Below are 16,674 nucleotides of genomic sequence, written 5' to 3'. Positions count from 1 at the left end.
CGGTCTCATCGTGGGCAAGGCCGCCCAGACGGGCGCGGGTTTCGCCTTCTGGGTGGTGGCCGCGCGCGCGACGTCCGACCGTGAGGTCGGGCTCACCATGGCCGCCGTCGCGGCGGTGATGATCTGCACGCAGCTCGCGGTGCTGGGCGCCGGGTCGGCCGTGATCGTCGCGGTGGGACGAGGGGAGCCGCCCGCGCGGGTGCTGGACGCGGCGTTCGCCATCGTGGGGGTCGCCGGCACCTTGCTGGCCCTCGGCTACCTCGTGCTGCAGTCGGCCGTCACTCCGGACACGGCCTCGCTATCGGTTCTTTTCTGGCTCACGTTCCTCGTGGCTGCGGTCACCGGCACCCTGGTCATCGTGCTGGACCAGGCGCTCGTGGCGTTGGGACGCGGTGCCAGCGCGAGCTTAAGATACGCGTTGGGCGGCGGGGTCTCACTCGGGGCTGCAGCGCTCGTGGCCTGGGGGGCGCATGGCGCCTCCGCCGACGTGCTCATGGCCTGCTGGACCCTCGGGACGACCGTGGCGTGCGTGGTCGGCGCAGTCCAGCTGCGAAGACTGGTCGGCTACCGGCCGCGGTTGTCCTTGCGCCCGGCGCGCGGCCGTCCACTGCTGGCGGTGGGCCTTCCGTACCAGCTCCTCACCCTCACCGAGCGCGCTCCTGGGCTGGTGCTGCCGCTCCTGCTCGCGCACATGGTGGCGCCGGAGGCAGCTGCCTACTGGTATCCCGCATGGATGATGGCCTGGGCCGCCTACTCCGCTCCGATGCTGATGGGCATCGTCCAGTTCTCCGAGGGTGTCCGCGACCCGGCCCGCCTGGTGTCGACCACCTGGGCGAGTCTCCGTTGGTCACTCGTCGTCGGAGGTCTGACCGCCGCCGTCCTCGTCCTCCTCGCCCACCCGCTGCTCAGCCTGCTGGGGGAGCGGTACGCCGACTCGTCCGCCGGCGCTCTGCGGTGGTTGGCGGCCGGACTGGTGCCGTACGCGGTGCTGCAGGCCTACAACGCCGTGTGCCGGGCCCTCGGTCGCTACACGGAGGCGATCGTGGTCGGCGTGATGCTCGGAGTCGCCCTCTGCGCTGCAGCGCTGTGGACCGCCGACAGGGGCCCCACCGCCATGGCCCTTGCGTGGCTGGTGGTGCTCTCCATCGTGGCCGCGGCGGTCGGCCTCCGGCTGATCGCCGTCCTCCGACGCGTAAGGAAGAACGCACGATGAAACACACGATGACCGGCACGCTCGATGCGACCAGCCGCACCCAGGGACGTTGGAAGCCCCGTGACGTGTGGTGTGCACTGGCGGGCGGCGTGTCGCTGGCGCTTGCCGCGGGGGCCGCCTCCACGGTGGCCGTACCCGTGAACAGCGACCTGGGGCTCGTCGCCGTGCTCCCCTATCCGTTCTGGGTGGGGGTGCTGCTTCTGAACGTCGCCTTCGTCGTGGCGCTGCGGGGGGATGCCGCAGGCCCGGCGCGCCGCCCGGTCATGGTGTGGCTCGTCGTGGTGCTCGTCCTCGTGCTCTTCGGGACCGCAGCCTTCGTGACGGACGTGCCGCGGGGTGAGGTGGCGTTCCGTCATCTCGGCATCGCCGACGCCCTCTCGGGCACCCAGGGGATCGCCCCGGACACCGACGCGTACTTCAACTGGCCGGGTTTCTTCGCCCTCCTGGCGGCGGTGCTCGAGGCGACCGGTCTCGACCCGGTGGCCGTTGCCCTGTGGGCGCCGGTGCTCAACATGGGTCTGTGGCTCGCTGCCCTGGGCGTGCTGACGGGCTACCTGACGCGCGATCCGCGACGGCGCTGGCTCGTGCTCTGGATCTTCTGCCTCGGCAACTGGCAGGACCAGGACTACCTGTCACCACAGGCTTTCGGCTTCTTCCTGTACCTCGTCGTTATCGCGCTGGTCCTCGGCCCGTTGGCCGCGCGGCCCCCCAAGTTCCGCGGCTTCCGAGACACCGACCTGACGGCGTGGTGGCGAGGGCGGTCGCCCGCCGAGTCCCGGCCGGGGCACCGCGTGAGCGCCCTCGTGGTGGCCCTACTGCTCGTCACGGTCATCTGCGCGAGCCATCAGCTGACACCGTTCATCATGCTCATCGCCATCACCGCTCTCACCCTGAGCGGGCGTGTCTGGCCCAGCCGGCTGCCGCTGATCGCCGCAGTCGTGCTGACGCTCTGGCTCGTCTACCCCGCGAGTGCCTACCTCATCGGGAACCCGCCCCTGGCGGAAGCAGGACTGCTGGCCGCGACCGAGGCGAACGTCATCGACCGCCTGGGCGGGACCGCTGGTCACGTGCTCGTGGTGCAGGTCCGGATCGTTCTCACCCTCGTGTTGTGGGCACTCGCCGCGGCGGGGGCGGTGCGTGACTGGCGCAGAGGACGTCTCGACATTCGGGTGGTCCTCCTGGCCGTCGCCCCACTGCTGCTCTTCCCCGCGCAGCTGTACGGCGGGGAGATGCTCATCCGCGTCTCGCTGTTCGCGCTGCCCTTCATCGCCTTGCTGGCGTGCTCGGTCCTCCTTCCTACGGACGCCAGCACACGCCCCTCCGCCCGCGCCGCGGGGGGCCTCGTCCTCACCTGCTTCCTGCTGGCCGTGCTGACCGTGACGGGCCGTTTCGGGAACGCCCAGTATGACGTCTTCACCGACCCTGAGATCGCCGCCGTCGCCGCCGTGCAGCGTCTCGCGCCCCCCGGCTCGACGATCATCTCGGCTGCCCACCCGACCCCGTGGCGCAGCGAGGCCTACCTCGAACACCGGGCCCGGACGATCGACGACATGTGCCGGTCCGACTTGTCGACGGCGACGTGCGGCCCACTTGTCTACGACTACGCCCGGCACAGCCCTGGCGGTGCCGTCATATTGCTCACGCGCTCGTCGGAGGCGAGTCTCGTGCTCCAGGGCGCCAGCAGCGCGGGCGGCTTCGCCGAGCTGGAGAAGTGGCTGAGCACGCAGGACGGCGTCGAGCTCGCGTTCAGCAACGCCGACGCACGCGTATACCGGGTGACGCCATGAACGGCGTCAGCGTCAGCCGGCACACCCTGGTGCTCGGTCTCGCGGCCGTCGCGCTGTCGGTGGTGACGCTCGTCGGGCTGCCGACACCGCTGCAGGCGGTCGCCGCGATAGCGGTCCTGATCCTGCTCCCAGGGCAGGCACTGGCCCGACTCCTGCAGGTGACCGACCTCGCGCTCGGCGCTTTGCTCGTCCTGGCGCTCGGCCTCGCCACGCTCACGGTGGTGTCCACGGCGATGTTTTACCTCGCTGTGTGGTCCTGGCAGGCGTGCGTCGTCACGATGGGCGTCATTACCGTCCTCGCGTGCCTGGCACGCGCACGACAGGAGGCCGCGTCATGATCGACGTCATTATCAACCTGGCGGGACTGCTCGCGGCTGCCGCCCTGCTCATCACCCTCATCGCGCTCGAGGTCCGACGCGCCGGACCAGATGCCGGGCAGCCCACTCGCCTGCGGCTCCTTGGCCTAACGGTGAGCCCCATGGTCGTCGCCGTCATGTGGACGATGTACCTGCTCCTCTTCCTTCCACGCTTGCTGGGTCTTCTCACGTGAGCCTGGCGGCGAGGTGGTGGCTCCTCAGCGACCTCCACCTGGGCGTGTCGGACGATGACCCCCGCTCCCCCGGCAGCGTGCTGCCCGGGTTCCTGCGCCGCGAGGTGCTCGCGGACTCCGGTCCGCAGCAGCACGTCGCCTTCGTCGGTGACACGTTCGAGCTGGCCGGGTTCGCCGAGGACGAGAGCCTGGCCCGGCTTGAGTCCATCCTCGCCCGCCACCCGGAGACGTTCCGGGCGCTGGGGGCGTGTGCGGCGCGCGGTGTGCAATTGCACTTCGTGTGCGGCAACCACGACGTGGAGCTGGCCCGGCCCTCGGTTGCCGCCCGCCTGTCGGCGCTGCTGTCACCCGCCGAGCCCACGCGGGTCCGGGTGCACCCGTGGTTCCTGCACGTGCCCCATGTGCTCGTGGCCGAGCACGGGCACCAGCACCACGCGCTGCACCGGATGCCCGAGGTGCTCCGCGCGGCGGTCAGCGGCACCGATGAGCTGAACCTACCCCCGCTGGCCGCCTGGAACGCCCATCCGTCGAGGTCGCGACTGAGCCGCGCCGGGGCGGTTGCCCGGGCCTGCCTGGCGTCCGAGCGGGCGGAACGCCGAGTCCGGGAGCTTGCGTACGACGAGCTGTTGCAGACCGAGTCACTGCGGCTCGCTCTCGACGGGGTGGCCGTCCGGGACCTGGCGCGCCTGTCCCGGTTCCGGACGGTGTCGGCCCTCCCGGTCGCCGCGACTCGCATGGTGCTCGCGGCCGCCGGGCGCAGAGCCGCCGGCGAGGAGGCTCCTGCTGCAGCGGGCCGGTTCGCACGTACGCTCGAGGCGCACGGTTCCGGGGTGGCCTGGTACGTCTCGGGGCACACCCATCGGGCCCTCGAGGCGGCGATCGAGGCGTCCCCCACCCGGTACATCAACACCGGCACGTGGTGTTCGGACGTCCGCGGTCGCGGACCTGACCAGTCGGACCGTCGGGCGTTCCCGTACGGCGTGGTCGACGTCGCCGGCGACGGCACCACCAGCGGCGGGCTGCGGTACTGGCGTCCGGACGGTGCAGCTGACAAGTAACCAGGGCTCTGCCAGACTTCCGTCATGGCTGAAAACAAGACCCAGGCAACCGGCGCCTCAGTGGACGAATTCCTGGCCGCAGTGAAAGACCCTGTCAGGCACCGAGATGGCCTGCGGCTGCTGGCGCTTATGAGGGAGTTCACCGGCAAAGAGCCCGAGATGTGGGGGCCGACCATCGTGGGCTTTGGGCGGTACCACTACAAATACGAGAGCGGCAGGGAAGGGGATGCGGCGGCGGTGGGCTTTTCACCCCGGAAGGCAAGCCTCTCGCTCTACGGGCTGACGTACGGGCCCGAGGCTGCGGAACTGCTGCCCCGGCTCGGGAAGCACAAGACCGGTGCGGGGTGCCTGTACGTGAACAGGCTTGAGGACGTAGACCAGGCGGTGCTGGCCGAGCTGATCAGGGCAGGCTATAGGCACGTGACCACGGCCCTTCACAGCCCCTGACTTCCCGCCTCCCCTCCACAGCAACGCGGGGTCACTTAACGCCCTTCAAGAGGCTTTTTTCGGGCATTTAGTGACCCCGCGTTGCCTGTGGAAGAAGACACAAAAAACCCCCGCCGCCGGTGACGGCCACGGGGGTTTTTGTGCAGTTTGAGGCTGCGTAACCGGAAAGGCTACTTGCCTGCGACTACGTTGAGTTCGATCACAGCGGCAACGTCAGCGTGAAGGCGGACGTTGGCCTGGTAGGAACCAACCGACTTGATGTGTGCCGGCAGTTCAACCTTGCGCTTGTCGATTTTGCCAAGGCCAGCGGCCTCAACAGCGTCGGCTACGTCGGCCTGCTTGACAGTGCCGAACAGGCGTCCGGTCTCGCCGGCCTTGACGACGAGCTTGACCGGCTTGGCGGAGAGTGCAGCGGCCTGCTTCTGAGCGTCTTCCAGGGAAGCGTGCTCGCGGGCGGCGCGGGCAGTCTTGATGGACTCAACCTGCTTCTCGCCACCCTTCGACCAGGTCAGGGCGAAGTTGCGGGGCAGCAGGTAGTTACGTGCGTAACCGTCCTTGACCTCGACAACGTCGCCAGCGGCACCGAGACCGGTTACTTCGTGGGTCAGAATGAGCTTTGCCATGTTAGTCAGTCCCTTCCTTAGCCGCGGCCAGCGCCGGAGTAGGGCAGCAGTGCAACTTCGCGGGCGTTCTTGATTGCCTGGGCGATCTTGCGCTGTTCCTGCACCGTGACGCCAGTGACGCGACGGGCGCGGATCTTTCCGCGGTCGGAGATGAACTTGCGCAGCAATGCTACGTCCTTGTAGTCGATGACAGTGATGTCAGCGGCCTTCAAGGGGTTGGACTTTGGTTTGGGCTTACGGAGTTCAGCCTTAGCCATCGTGGAGCTCCTATTCTATGGAGCCCGTGGATGTTGATCCACGGGATGGTGGTGGTCCGACGGCCGCAGCCACGTCAGGTGCCTTGCGGCACTATCGGCGGTCCCGGCGTCGGGCCGAAATGATTGGTTTAGAAGGGAGGTTCGGAATCGGGGCCGTTGCCCCAGCCACCACCTGCATTGGAGACACCGGGCGTCGCCCAGGGATCCTCCTGTGCAGCCGGCTGGTTGCCGCCACCGAAGCTTCCACCGGAGTTGCCGCCCTGGTTTCCACCAGTGTTGCCTCCTCCGAAGCCACCGCCGCTGTTGCCGCCGCCGAAGCCACCCTGACCACCCTGACCGCCGGAGCGCTGGGTGCGGTTGACCTTGGCATTGGCGTAACGCAGGCTCGGGCCGATTTCATCGACTTCGAGCTCGATAACGGTGCGCTTTTCGCCTTCTTTTGTTTCGTAGGAACGGCTCTTCAAACGGCCGGAAACAATCACGCGCATGCCCTTGGTGAGGGACTCGGCGACGTTCTCGGCTGCTTCACGCCAAACCGCTGCGCGGAGGAACAGGGTTTCCCCGTCCTTCCACTCATTGGACTGGCGGTCAAAGGTGCGCGGGGTGGAAGCGATGGTGAAGTTCGCGACTGCCGAACCTGACGGTGTGAACCGCAATTCCGGGTCACTGGTGAGATTACCGATGACCGTAATAGTGGTTTCGCCTGCCATCTACTGCCTCCTTGTTCGATCCTGGGTGAAGAATTCGATCCTGCGGGGTAAAGAATGAAAATCGGAGCTGAAATTACTCAGCAACAACCTTCTGCTCTTCGGGGCGGGTGATCTTGGTGCGCATGATGGTCTCGTTAAGAGACAGCTGGCGGTCAAGTTCCTTGGCGGTGTCCGGCTTGGCGGTGAAGTTCACCACGGCGTAGATACCTTCGGACTTCTTCTTGATTTCGTAAGCCAGTCGACGACGGCCCCAGATGTCAACCTTTTCGATGGTTCCACCATCGTTGGTGATGACGTTCAGGAACTTCTGAAGCGACGGCTCAACGGTACGCTCTTCGACCTCGGGGTCGATGATTACCATCAATTCGTAAGGACGCATATGTGAACCCACCTCCTTTGGGCTAAGCGGTTACGGCATTTCCGTAACAGGAGGTTCATTTGCGATGCCGTGCGATGCCCGGCCAACAGAACGGAGGCAGGGCGCAGCACAGACTTCAATATCTTAGTGTATTTGGACCGGATAGGCGATTCGCGCTTGACTCAAGGCTACGCGTAGCGCGCGCGTCGCCGGAAGTGTCCGGCGGGCTATGTGGATAACCCTGGAAACAGGCTCCGCGCATGAGGCAAAAATCTCTGGTGCCCGCCGCGGAACAGGGCTATATTTGCAAGAACGGCTGGGTACCGTGCTGGACGCAATGACGCGGCCAGGAAAGCCGGTCCACGTGTCGCGCAAGCGGCTGGATGGACCCAGGATTTTGGATAGAGCAAGCAGTTCGGTCTCCTTCTTCGATGGATGGGGACCACATGTCGTTAATTGGCAGAAGCAGGGAATTGGACCGGATACTCTCAGTAATCCGGGGTCCTAAGGATTCAGCCCTCAAGGTGGTGGGCCGGCACGGGATGGGCAAATCCGCCCTCCTGTCCGAGATTCCCCGCCTTTCCGACTTCCGGACCGTTTTTCTCACCGCGAGCGTGTCCGAGTCCGACTGGCCGCTCTCCGGCCTTACCGCGCTCCTCACCGGCATCGACGATCCCGTCCTAAACCGTTTCGCCGATGAACTGCTGCGCGATTCCAGCGGCGCCATGAACGTCCCCACTGTCTCCACCATGCTGCTCAACGGGCTGCACCAGCGCTCGTCATCCCGGACGGTCATCGTCATCGATGATGCCGACCAGCTGGACCCCAGCAGCCAGGCCGTGATCGGCTACCTGGCACGCCGGCTGACCGGGACGGATATGGCCCTGTTTATGAGCGTGCGGGAAGAGACTGCCGAAAGTCCCTTCGCCTCCCTGCCGGCCCTCCAGCTGGCGCCGCTGAGCTACAACGACACGGTCCGCATGTTGGAGTCCATTCCGGCTCGGCGGACCGCGACAGCGGCGGTCCACGCAGTTGCAGCGGCCACCCAGGGGAACCCACTCGCCGCCGCCGAGCTTTTTGGGCTGCTGCTGGAACGCCAGGCCGAGGGAAAATACGCACTCCCCGTCCCGCTCCCCGGCAAAGGCAGCTTCGAGGCCGAGTTCGCCGCCACCGTGGGCGGGCTCTCGCCAAGTGCGAGGCAGGTCCTGGACCTTCTCTCGCTGTCCTGCCGCAGCGATATCGCCACCTTGGAACGGGCATGCGACCAACTGTGGGGCGGGATCGACGAACTGCTGGCAAATGGCATGGTCAACAGGTCCGGACCACACCTGAGGATCCAGGACCAGCTGCTCCGGGGCTACGTTTATGCCGCCATGACACCGGCAACTCGGACCGCCAGCCACCGTGCCATGGCGGCCGCGGCGGAGCCCGCGGATCCCTATGCCCTCCGCTGGCATCTGAGTTTTACCGCTTTGGAGCGGCAGACTCCGTTTGGCCTGCTCCGGTTTGCCGTTGACCTGATCCGAAGCGGCGAGGTGCCCTTCGCCGTCGAGTACATTGAACGGGCCCTGACCATCAACCCCTGGGAAGCGGAAACCACCGCCAGGCTCACCACTGTGGCCGAACTGCTGTTGAACAGGGGTGAGTTCGTCTACGCCAAGCGCTACCTGGACTGGGCCCAGCGGGTGACGCGGAACCCTGCCTTGGTCCTTCGGCTGACAGGCCTCGCCTTCGAGATCCAGTTCATCCAGGGCGGCGCCGTGCGCTCCAGCATGGTGCTCCGGCTGGTGAAGGAATTCGGACAGCATGATCCGGCATTTGCAGCCCGCCTGCTCGTGGCCGCTGCGCTGTACTACGCGGACCGTTGGGAGCTTGAGGACGCCACCGGCGTGGTGCAGTACGCCGAGAAGTACCTGGACCATGCCTCCCCCGACTGCCTGGCGCTGGCGGAGAGTGCCCGGCGACTCATCGAGGTGATCGGCGGGAAGTCCGGACAGTTCGGCCGCAAGACCGACGGCGGGAACGAAACCGTGGCGTCCCTTCTGGTACAGGGCCGCGCGCTGGCCTATGCCGAACACCATGCTGCCGCCCAAGAGGCCTTTGCCCGGGTGCGGAACGTCCTGGAGGCCAATACCGTCAATTGGCGGGAAACCGCCGATTACTTTGCTGTGGACAACGAAATCCGTGCCGGCAACGTCCGGAAAGCCGTGAAACTGATCGAGGACCTTGAACTGGCCGAACCGGAAACCAAATACCACCGTGGAATGCGGCACGTCTTCCGGGTCTGGCGGGCCAATGCGCTCGGAAACGAGGAACTCGCCCACGCCTATGCAACAGACGCACAGCACTTCTCCGGGGCGGAAAGCCACCCGGCCATCACGGCGCAACTGGCCGCGTGCCAAGGGCATTTTGCCCTCATGCGCGGAAATCTCGCCGAGTCCTTCGCGCAGCTGTCACGGGCAGCGGAGATCGGCCAGGCCTTCAGCAATCCGACTCTGCTGCGCTGTGAGGCCGATCTGGTGGAAGTCCTGGTCAGGCTGGGCAGGCATAGGGAAGCCGCCCAGGCACTGTGGCACTTGGAAAGCCGGGCGGTGGGCCTGCGTTCGCCGTGGCTCATGATGGCGGTTGCCCGGAGCCGGGCGATGCTGGCTGACGGCGAGCAGTCCCTCCAGATGTTCAATGATGCACTTGCAAACAGGAACGCCCAGGAGTCCTTGCTGGAACGCGCCAGGACACTGCTCTGCTACTCGGAACGCCTCAGCGCCTTCGGCCGCATTCGGAGCGCCCGGGACGGTCTGCTTCGTGCCAAAGTGATGTTTGACGAAGCGGGTGCCCATGCCTGGGCCCAGCACGTGGACTCGCTGCTGCTCGACGAGCGGGTGGAACCAGCCGGCACGCCCGACAATCCGGCGATGCTGATGCTTGCAGACCACGAACGCGTGCTGGCGCGAATGGTGGCCCGCGGGTTGCGGAACAAGGAAATCGCGGCCACCCTCTATGTTTCCGTCCGTACAGTCGAGGTGCGCCTGACTGCGATTTACAGGAAGCTCGGAGTCGAATCACGAGCCCAGCTGACGGCCCTTGCGGCCGGCAAGGCAGCCGCCCTGGCTAAGGAGCCGTTCGTCCTTCCTGCCGTCTAGGACAGTAGCGGGGCGGCGTGCCCCCGGATGAGGTGCGCCCCGGTCGGGCCCCGGCTGAGGCGCCGGCGTTGCAGGTACCCGCAGTTCCCGCATTGTTCCCGGTCAGCGCCCGCAGTACCGCCGCCGTTCCGCACCGGAACGGGCCGGAACGGACTAATTTTGCAATAGGCAATGCACATCCCGGAGCTGCACGTGGGAAGGACTCGGATATGAGAACGGCCACCAGGAAGGCCGGTGCACGGTGACTGCGGAAACCGTCCTTGCCCGCATCAACGTCATGGAACCTTGGCTCGGCGACGAAGAAGCGCGAGCCGTCGCGGACGTACTGGCCTCCGGTCTGCTCTCGCAAGGGCCCAAGGTCAGGGAGTTCGAGGCGAGGTTCAGCGTCTCTCAAGAAGTGCGCCACGCCGTCGCAACCTCCAGCAGTACCACCGCACTGCACTTGGCGCTGATAGTGGCCGGCATAGGTCCCGGCGATGACGTGGTGGTTCCGTCGCTGGCCTTCATCGCCACGGCGAATGCGGTGACGTATATCGGGGCACGGCCGGTCTTCTGCGACGTGGACCCCGCTACCGGAACTGTGACGGCGGCCACGGTCCGGGCGGCGTTGACCCTGGACACGCGGGCCGTGATCGTGGTGGACCAGTCCGGCGTCCCCGTTGACCTGGACCCCGTCCGCGAACTGTGCGACCGTCACGAAATCACTGTGATCGAAGACGCCGGCTGCGCCGTAGGCTCGGAATACAAGGGCAGGCCCGTGGGCACGGGGGCCGACATTTCCGTGTGGTCGTTCCACCAGGACAACGTGCTGACCACTGGCGAGGGCGGGATGCTGACAACCCACCGGGCGGACTGGGCGGCACGGGCCCGGAGCCTCCGCGGCCACTCCCTGAACGTGCCGGCGGCGGACCGTCGCGGACCCCGCATTGCCGCGCCGGAGGTGTATGTCGAGGTCGGCTTCGACTACCAGATGACGGATCTGCAGGCCACCGTCGGCATCGTGCAGCTGGGCCGGCTGGGCGAGATAGTGGCTCGCCGCCGGGAGATCGCCGCGAAGTATGAGGCAGGGCTTTCCGGCCTGGCTGGTCTGCGGTTTGTGGCCGACCCACCGTACGGGACGGCCAACTTCCAGTCCTTTTGGGTCGAAGTCCTCCCGGATTTCGCCATTGACCGCGAAGGGCTCCTGGCCCGCCTGGCCGATGCCGGAATTTCGGCGCGCCGCGGCGCCATGGCGGCTCACCGGCAGCCTGCCTACCGGTGGCGCGAAACTGGCAACGCAGGGCTCCAGAACACCGAACGGCTGACGGACCGGACCCTGGTTCTCCCGATTTTCCACGGTCTGGACAACGTGGGCCTGAACCGGGTCATGAACAGCGTACGGGCGGCCGCCGGTGTACGCCGGTGAGCGAACTCGGGCTGATCGCAGCAAGCGGGCTGGCCCGGGAGGTCCTGACCATGGTCCGCGCCAGCGGGCAGTATGACGTCGTCGGGCTGCTCGACGACGACAAGGAAATGGCAGGCGTCACCGTGGACGGCGCGCCGGTGCTGGGGACCATTGACGACGCCTCCAAGTTCACGCACGCACTGGTGCTGGTCTGCCTGGCCTCGGGAAAGTCCCGGGAAACCGTGGTGGAACGGCTGGCGGCCCTGGGCGTGCGCGATGCCCGGTACGCCACTGCGATCGACCCCACCGTTGAGTGTCCCGAGGGTTGCCGGATTGGCCGGGGCAGCATCATGCTGCGGAATGTGACGCTGACGGCAGCGGTCACGCTTGGGGCGCATGTTGTGGCAATGCCGTCCGTGACTTTCACGCACGACGACGACGTGGCGGATTTCGCGACGTTCGCGGCGGGTGTGTCGCTGGGCGGCGGAGTCCGGATCGGCCGGGCGGCCTACCTGGGACTGAATTCCAGCGTACGTGCACGGACTTCAGTGGGGTCCTACGCGACCGTTGGAAATGGGGCGGCAGTGTTGAGCAACGTACCCGACGGCGAAACATGGGTCGGCGTCCCCGCCCACCCTATCGATCAGGAATAAGCCAGGGAAAGCACTCCGGCGGCAAGGCCCACTCCATGGCGGGGGCCAACCTCAGTGCAGCCCGCTCCTCGACCGTGCCAAGTTCGTCGACGCGTTCGCTCACTGGACTTCCCTCCATGGTGTGCCTACGAGCGCTGTCCCGGCCGATGCGCGGCCCTCGACATGAGCGATCCGACGCCCTCGCAGATAGCCAGCGGCAGTGCACGCCAGAACGGCCATCACCGCACCCGCGCGGCCCAAGCCTTGGGGGTCTGATCCCCGGCCCCAATCACGAATCCCGGAAAAAACGGCCCGTGGCAGTACGCTGCGCACGTAGCGCCGCTCAGGGCCGAGTGCCCGCTTGTGGCCAACGATCTGGCTTACCCGCGCCTTGGAGATACCTTCGGACCAGGAACGCGACAGCATGTAGGGGATGGTTCCCCTGTCGGCAGGGACGTGATGACGAACCAGGGCGGCCGGCTCGTAGACGATCCGTGACCCAGGCGCGCCCATCTTCGAACGGATGCAGATTTCGGTCTCCTCGCACCCGAGCGGTTTCGTGCCCTGCCGGCCGAGGGAGACATTGAAGCCTCCAACCTGGCGGAGGACTTCGAGCCTGAAGGACATGTTTGCGCCGATGACGTTCCGGACCTCGGAGGCCACCTTGGGCATTCCGCGGTGGCTGCATCCTACGATCCAGTCGAGCTCTTCACCGAAGTAGCCCGGACGGCTTGTTTCCCACACCGGTTCCACGCGGCCGCCGACGGCCAGGACATCAGGATCGTCATAAAGGGCGAGCAGCCGCTCCAGCCAGTCCGGGGCTGCCTCGGCGTCGTCGTCCAAGAAAGCCACGATGTCGGAATCTGCCAGGCCCACCCCGGTATTTCGAGCGCCTGAGAGCCCCGGGGGACCGGAGCTCTCCACGACTGTCACGTTGTCCACGATCTCGATAAGCCGCTCATACAGAGCCTCGTTGTGGTCAATCACCACCAGGACCTCCTGGGGTGCAACTGTTTGGGCCCGGACGGACTCGATGACATCCAGTAGCAGGTCCCAACGCTTCGCGGTGTAGGTACAAATGACAATAGAGGCCGTCGGCGGCGGGTTAAGGCTAAACATGCTGGCCTCCCCGAGCCGCAGAGAGGACTGTTTGGGGATCCATGGGCGTCCGCGGGACGCTGATATTTGCGTAGGTATATTTCACCCGGCGGAGGGCTTCAGGTCTGGCGCCCGCGGTGGGCGCCTCCCACATGGTGCATTCGCGCGCCAGCGTTCCCAGTACCCGCCAGCCGTCACGGAACGTCTGCAGGTTCGACGCGCCGGAGATCCGGTCCAGCTCCAGGCTGGGGACTTCGGCAATGCGCAGACCGGCCTTTGCCGCCCGGACAATCAGCTCGGTCTCAATTTCAAAGCCGTCCGATTCCAGCTGAAGGATCTCCAGGCATTCCCTCCGAAACGCAATATATCCATAGCAAAGGTCAGAGTAATTGCTGTGCAGGACCGCATTGGCCAATCCGGTCAGAGCGCGGTTGCCGGCCTTCCTCAGCCGGGTCAGGTCTTCGGATCCTCCGCCCGTGACATGGCGCGAACCCTTAACAAAGTCGAAATCGTGCTGAAGCGGGGCAACGAACCAGCCGATCTCCTGGGGATCCATGCTGCCATCCGCATCCAGCATGACAATGATGTCCCCTGAGGCTGCGGCAAAACCCGAACGGAGGGCCACGCCCTTACCCTTGCGCTGCTCATCGACGATGACAAGGTTGTCACGGATAGCGCGGGCTACTCCCACCGTGTTGTCCGTGGAACGGCCGTCCACGATGACAACCTCGTCCACATACGAGGGAATCCGGCGAAGCACCCACGGGATATTCCTCGCCTCGTTCAGGGTGGGGATGACGACACTGACTGACGCCCTCGGAGCTTCGAAGGCCAGCGTCGGGAATGTTATTGGGAGCTGGGTTGAAATAGACAAATGCCTCACCACTTCATGACGCTTGCGGATTTAGTCAACTCCGCGCTCGGCTCGGAAGTCGGGCGCGGCACTAGCGCTTCATCCGGTCATGGGTCTGGTCTCTGGCCCAGCTCTCATTCATTGCCATTGACTCTGGCCGTGAAAAGAGCCTACGTGGCGCTCCATGAGCTATCACGAGTAGTCAGTACTCGCTTTTAAGAGCACTCCCGCTGGCCATTCGTAAGTACAGGGATTTACCAACAGGTGAATTCTTTAGGTATGGGGTATTGGGAACCCAGTAATTATTAGGTACAGGGCTGTCATTGTGCGGCCTCATTGGGCGCTCCTACGCTGGGTGCCTAGGGCTTCTGCCGTCGTTTCTGTCGACGCATATGCGGAGCTCAGGCGTGACATCCAAGAACCCAGGAGATCAGCCATGAAGGTAAATAGGCCCGTCAAGTGGCTAAGCCAGGCACTCGTCCTGCGCACCCTAGGCGTAAGGCGGGGAGAGGGTCGCTCGGCTGGTCTTCGCCTACGCGGGTCGCGGAAATTGCGGCTCCCTGCACTGCTGACAGCGCTGCTGCTTGCGCTGTGTGGTGTTCTGGTGGTGCCGGTTGCGGCGTCGGCTGCTCCGGGTGATGTTGGGGTTGAGGGTCCGTCGCATTCGGGGACGGGGACGCCGACGGGTACGAAGCGGGCGGAGAGTGCGTTGTGGTTCAACGACGGGCTCTGGTGGGGGAACCTGTGGGACACTGCCAGCTCTGATTTTCATATCTTCCGGTTCAATGCCGCGACGAGCTCGTGGGTCAATACGGGTGTGGCGACGGAGACGCGGGCGAACACCCATCATGACGTGTTGTGGGACGGGACGACGCTGTATGTGGCGAGCCATCAGTTCGTCGACGACGGTCTGCCGGCTTTGGCGAACTTCCCGACTTTGATGCGGCGTTACAGCTACAACTCGAGTACGAAGACGTACTCGCTGCTGTCTTCTACACAGATCAACAACTATAAAATTGAAACCCTGACCATCGATAAGGACTCGACGGGTCGTGTGTGGGCCACGTGGCAGCAGGGGAACCGAATCTATCTGAACGCCACTGGCACGGATGGCAAGACCTGGGGAACGCCGTTCCAGCATCCTGCGTCGTTGAGCAACGTGTCTGTGGACGACACATCGGCTGTGATCGCATTCGGACCCGGCAAGATGGGCCTGATGTGGAGCCGGCAGATGGATAGCGCCACCGACGGCATGTACTGGAGCTACCGTGCCGACAGTGCCGGCGGAGCCCCGAATACTGGATGGAGCACTCCTGTGGCGGCGGTCTCGGGGCTGGCCAGCGCTGATGACCACATGAATTTGAAGTGGCTGGACTCCTCGGGTGACCGGGTTTTCGCCGCCGTCAAGACGTCCTTCACGTCCGCCCCCCAGCCGCTGATCCAGCTGTTGGCGTTGAATGGCACGACCTGGTCGGCGCACCCGATCGCGCCTGTGTCCGAATGCCCGAACCGGGTGATCGTCCTGATTGATGAGAGCACGCAGAGGCTGCGTACCTTCGCTACCTATCCGAAGCCGAGTGGCACGACGAACGCCGGTGTCTGCACTTCGTCGGGAGGTGCGATCTACGAGAAGTCCGCGCCGCTGAACGACCCCGACAGGCTCGCCAGCGCGACGAAGACGGCTCGCATCGTGGACGCCGACCAGTATGTGCACAACGTGACGTCAACGAAGCAGAACCTCAACACTCAGACTCGGGGCACGGCCAACAGCGGCCTGCTGTTGCTGGCCGACGTGAACGCCACAAGCCGGTACTGGCACTTTTACGACCCCAGCGGTGGTGGTGGTGATACTACGGCTCCGACGGTGACGGGAATCTCTCCGGCTGATGGGGCAACTGGAGTGGCGGTGACAGCAAATGTGACTGGCTCGTTCTCGGAGGCGATGGATGCCTCGACGATCACCTCGAGCACGTTCACGCTGAAGGCGGGGACGACAACCGTGCCGGCAGCTGTGACTTACAGCAGCACGGGCAACCTTGCGACGTTGAACCCGACTGCTGACCTGGCCGCAAACACGACATACACTGCGACGATCGAGAGCGGCCCCACTGGGGTGAAGGATGTTGCCGGCAACCCGCTGGCGACGGACAGGACCTGGACCTTCACCACGGCTCCCGCGGGCGGCGGTGATACTACAGCTCCGACGGTGACAGGGACGTCTCCGGTTGCTGGTGCGACCGGTGTGGCGGTGACGGCGAATGTGACGGGGTCGTTCTCGGAGGCAATGGATGCCTCGACAGTCACCTCGAGCACGTTCACGTTGACGGGGCCGGGGACAACGCCGGTGCCGGCAGCTGTGACGTACAGCAGCACGGGCAACGTTGCGACGTTGAACCCGACTGCTGACCTGGCCGCAAACACGACATACACTGCGACGATCAAGAGCGGCCCCACTGGGGTGAAGGATGTTGCCGGCAACCCGCTGGCGACCGACAGGACCTGGACCTTCACCACGGCTCCCGCGGGCGGCGGCACGCCCCAAACGGTCACGCTCACGGCCACCG

The 16,674-nt window shown here is 65.5% G+C and carries 16 protein-coding genes; 10 read left to right on the top strand and 6 right to left on the bottom strand.

What is annotated here, in order from left to right; all coding sequences use genetic code 11:
- Positions 1–118 precede the first annotated feature (118 nt).
- The 6 genes from NFC73_RS09505 to NFC73_RS09480 are packed head-to-tail and all read left to right on the top strand — an operon-like array spanning position 119 to position 5,055.
- Positions 119–1,213 carry a polysaccharide biosynthesis protein gene (locus tag NFC73_RS09505; RefSeq protein ID WP_254749879.1) on the top strand — a complete coding sequence of 365 codons (1,095 nt, stop codon included), beginning with the start codon at positions 119–121 and terminating at the stop codon, positions 1,211–1,213.
- On the top strand, positions 1,210–3,000 hold the full coding sequence (locus NFC73_RS09500) for a glycosyltransferase (protein WP_254749610.1): 1,791 nt from the start codon (positions 1,210–1,212) through the stop codon (positions 2,998–3,000). The genes NFC73_RS09505 and NFC73_RS09500 overlap by 4 nt, the downstream gene beginning before the upstream one ends.
- A complete protein-coding gene (locus NFC73_RS09495; protein WP_254749608.1) occupies positions 2,997–3,338 on the top strand; it encodes a hypothetical protein in 342 nt (113 codons plus the stop codon). The genes NFC73_RS09500 and NFC73_RS09495 overlap by 4 nt, the downstream gene beginning before the upstream one ends.
- A complete protein-coding gene (locus NFC73_RS09490; protein WP_254749606.1) occupies positions 3,335–3,550 on the top strand; it encodes a hypothetical protein in 216 nt (71 codons plus the stop codon). Before NFC73_RS09495 ends, NFC73_RS09490 begins: the two co-directional genes overlap by 4 nt.
- Positions 3,547–4,608 (top strand): metallophosphoesterase family protein, encoded by a 1,062-nt coding sequence (locus NFC73_RS20805; RefSeq protein WP_308292669.1) that lies wholly within the window; start codon positions 3,547–3,549, stop codon positions 4,606–4,608. Before NFC73_RS09490 ends, NFC73_RS20805 begins: the two co-directional genes overlap by 4 nt.
- 24 nt (positions 4,609–4,632) lie before the next feature.
- Complete coding sequence (locus NFC73_RS09480; RefSeq protein WP_254749604.1) at positions 4,633–5,055, top strand: DUF1801 domain-containing protein; 423 nt, start codon at positions 4,633–4,635, stop codon at positions 5,053–5,055.
- A gap of 170 nt (positions 5,056–5,225) precedes the next feature.
- Here the strand turns inward: NFC73_RS09480 and rplI are convergent, their stop codons facing one another.
- The 4 genes from rplI to rpsF form a co-directional block, all read right to left on the bottom strand.
- Positions 5,226–5,678 carry a 50S ribosomal protein L9 gene (gene rplI, locus NFC73_RS09475; protein WP_056341694.1) on the bottom strand — a complete coding sequence of 151 codons (453 nt, stop codon included), beginning with the start codon at positions 5,676–5,678 and terminating at the stop codon, positions 5,226–5,228.
- A gap of 17 nt (positions 5,679–5,695) precedes the next feature.
- On the bottom strand, positions 5,696–5,935 hold the full coding sequence (gene rpsR / locus NFC73_RS09470; protein WP_003800144.1) for a 30S ribosomal protein S18: 240 nt from the start codon (positions 5,933–5,935) through the stop codon (positions 5,696–5,698).
- 128 nt (positions 5,936–6,063) lie between these two features.
- The gene (locus NFC73_RS09465) at positions 6,064–6,645 is read right to left on the bottom strand and encodes a single-stranded DNA-binding protein (RefSeq protein ID WP_056341689.1); all 582 of its coding nucleotides are present in this window, start codon (positions 6,643–6,645) and stop codon (positions 6,064–6,066) included.
- A gap of 73 nt (positions 6,646–6,718) precedes the next feature.
- Entirely contained in the window at positions 6,719–7,024 is a 306-nt protein-coding gene (gene rpsF, locus NFC73_RS09460) for a 30S ribosomal protein S6 (protein WP_011693941.1), read from the bottom strand.
- A gap of 362 nt (positions 7,025–7,386) precedes the next feature.
- On the opposite strand from rpsF, the gene NFC73_RS09455 reads away from it, so the two are divergent.
- From NFC73_RS09455 to NFC73_RS09445, 3 genes are all read left to right on the top strand, one after another.
- On the top strand, positions 7,387–10,143 hold the full coding sequence (locus NFC73_RS09455; RefSeq protein WP_308292668.1) for an AAA family ATPase: 2,757 nt from the start codon (positions 7,387–7,389) through the stop codon (positions 10,141–10,143).
- 241 nt (positions 10,144–10,384) lie between these two features.
- Positions 10,385–11,548 carry a DegT/DnrJ/EryC1/StrS family aminotransferase gene (locus NFC73_RS09450; protein ID WP_254749600.1) on the top strand — a complete coding sequence of 388 codons (1,164 nt, stop codon included), beginning with the start codon at positions 10,385–10,387 and terminating at the stop codon, positions 11,546–11,548.
- Positions 11,545–12,180, top strand: coding sequence for a NeuD/PglB/VioB family sugar acetyltransferase (locus NFC73_RS09445; protein WP_254749598.1), 636 nt, complete (start codon positions 11,545–11,547; stop codon positions 12,178–12,180). Before NFC73_RS09450 ends, NFC73_RS09445 begins: the two co-directional genes overlap by 4 nt.
- Positions 12,181–12,279: 99 nt before the next feature.
- Here NFC73_RS09445 and NFC73_RS09440 read toward each other — a convergent pair whose 3' ends face one another.
- Both NFC73_RS09440 and NFC73_RS09435 read right to left on the bottom strand, forming a co-directional pair.
- Positions 12,280–13,278, bottom strand: a complete 999-nt coding sequence (locus NFC73_RS09440; protein ID WP_254749596.1) for a glycosyltransferase — start codon at positions 13,276–13,278, stop codon at positions 12,280–12,282.
- On the bottom strand, positions 13,271–14,131 hold the full coding sequence (locus NFC73_RS09435; RefSeq protein ID WP_254749594.1) for a glycosyltransferase family 2 protein: 861 nt from the start codon (positions 14,129–14,131) through the stop codon (positions 13,271–13,273). Before NFC73_RS09435 ends, NFC73_RS09440 begins: the two co-directional genes overlap by 8 nt.
- A 688-nt stretch (positions 14,132–14,819) precedes the next feature.
- Between NFC73_RS09435 and NFC73_RS09430 the strand changes: the two genes are divergently transcribed.
- Positions 14,820–16,674: Ig-like domain-containing domain (locus NFC73_RS09430; RefSeq protein WP_254749592.1), on the top strand; the 1,855-nt coding region annotated here is incomplete at its 3' end.

The sequence above is a fragment of the Pseudarthrobacter humi genome (assembly GCF_024294965.1).
GTDB classification, from domain to species: Bacteria; Actinomycetota; Actinomycetes; order Actinomycetales; family Micrococcaceae; genus Arthrobacter; species Arthrobacter humi.
Note: the sequence above shows the minus strand (reverse complement) of the source record. Positions and strands in the feature narration are given on the sequence as shown.